This window comes from Mesorhizobium sp. M2A.F.Ca.ET.039.01.1.1, from assembly GCF_003998035.1.
In the GTDB taxonomy this organism is placed as follows: Bacteria; Pseudomonadota; Alphaproteobacteria; order Rhizobiales; family Rhizobiaceae; genus Mesorhizobium.
Genome location: NZ_RZRY01001114.1, coordinates 1 through 1,469 on the forward strand (window position 1 = coordinate 1; position 1,469 = coordinate 1,469).

Annotated in this window: 3 protein-coding genes; 2 read left to right on the forward strand and 1 reads right to left on the reverse strand. The window is 67.1% G+C overall.

The annotated features are described in order from the left end of the window. Positions 1-268: hydroxyacylglutathione hydrolase C-terminal domain-containing protein (locus tag EOA24_RS37730; protein ID WP_281059933.1), on the forward strand; the 268-nt coding region annotated here is incomplete at its 5' end. A gap of 42 nt (positions 269-310) precedes the next feature. Next, a complete protein-coding gene (locus EOA24_RS37735; protein WP_126081005.1) occupies positions 311-736 on the forward strand; it encodes a cupin domain-containing protein in 426 nt (141 codons plus the stop codon). On the opposite strand, the gene EOA24_RS37740 is transcribed toward EOA24_RS37735, so the two are convergent. Next, positions 733-1,404, reverse strand: coding sequence for a lysoplasmalogenase family protein (locus EOA24_RS37740; protein ID WP_126081004.1), 672 nt, complete (start codon positions 1,402-1,404; stop codon positions 733-735). The two genes, EOA24_RS37735 and EOA24_RS37740, sit on opposite strands and share 4 nt — an antisense overlap. Positions 1,405-1,469 lie beyond the last annotated feature (65 nt).

Sequence of the window (1,469 nt, forward strand, 5' to 3'; positions counted from 1 at the left end):
CTATTGCGGCCACGAATACACACTTGCCAATGCCCGCTTCGCGGTGACGGTCGACCCGGGCAATCCGCTGCTGAGGCAGCGCGCGGCAAGGATCGAGGCGCTGCGCGCCGACAACAAGCCGACGCTGCCGACGACCATCGGCGAGGAACTGTCGACCAACCCGTTCCTGCGCTGGCACGACCCGGCGATCCGCAAGCATCTCGGCATGGAGAAAGCCGGCGACGCCGAGGTGTTTGCCGAGATCCGCAAGCGCAAAGATAATTTCTAACTCCACCGCATAAAGCGACATGAGTCGAACCAAAGACCGCCAATGACCAGCGCCGCCGAGATCATCGCAACGCTAGGCCTTGAGCCGCATCCCGAGGGCGGCTGGTTTGCCGAGACGTTTCGCGACGCCGCAGGCGGCCCACGCGGTCATTCCACCGCGATCTACTTCCTCCTCGAGCAAGGCCAGCTTTCAGCATGGCATCGGGTGAAGGACGCGGCCGAGGTCTGGCATTTTTATGCCGGCGCGCCGCTGGAGCTGTCGATGCATGAGGAGGGCGCAGGCGTGGTCATCGAGCAGGTGCTTGGCACGGCCCTTGCCGCGGGCGAGCGGCCGCAGGTCGTCGTACCGGCCGGCTGGTGGCAGTCGGCGCGCAGCTTAGGTGAATGGACGCTGGTCGGCTGCACCGTGGCGCCGGGCTTCGATTTCGCCGCTTTCGAGCTGGCTGAGCCCGGCTGGCGGCCGGTCTAGGCCAGCAGAAACCCCAGCGTGATCGCCAGCTGGGCGGCGTAATAAAGCACCCAGACCGCGTAGCGCATCCACAGGCGCTGCGGCGAGATCGCCGCGAGCAGGAAGCGCTCGGTCGCCAGCAACCCGTCCGAAGCGATGAACAGCACCGCGCCGGCGATGACCCATGCGCTGCCGGTGGTGAGCGCCGAAATGCCCATGGCGAGGATCGCCGCGACATAGACGGCGATCGGGATGCGCAGTTGCGGGCCGACGCGGCGCCAGAGCGCTGCAAGCATGACGATGCTGAATGCGGCCATGGCGAGCGCGATCGCGCCCCGCCAGGATTCGGCGCTCAACAGTCGGAGCCCGCCACCCGCCTGCGAGAACAGCGCGACATAGGCGACATGGCCGGCGAGGAAGCTCGCCAGCCCGCCGAGGAAGGCCTTTTCGCCGTCGCGCGACAGGAAGGCGTCGCCGATGGCGCTCAAGCCCAGCGCTGCGACGAGCAGCAGCGGACCGCCCTGCATGACGGCAAGCACGGCCAGCAAGGCGACTGCAAGCGTCTTTGCCGCCGTGCGCGTCCATTTCGCCGGCATGTCGAGCGCAAAGGCGTAGATCACGGCCGCGACGAACGAGAACAGAAGCGTCGCGTTGGCGTTGGCCTCGATGCCGCCGGGAAACGGCATCATGCGTTCACCTCCTTGACCGCCGGCTTGCGCATCAGCAGAGACTTCGCGGCCAGCGCAGCACCCCC

What these genes read in the sequence shown, in the direction of transcription:
- EOA24_RS37735 (WP_126081005.1), top strand. Translation starts at nt 311, where the DNA reads ATGACCAGCGCCGCCGAGATCATCGCAACGCTAGGCCTTGAGCCGCAT.
- EOA24_RS37740 (WP_126081004.1), bottom strand. Translation starts at nt 1,404, where the DNA reads ATGATGCCGTTTCCCGGCGGCATCGAGGCCAACGCCAACGCGACGCTT.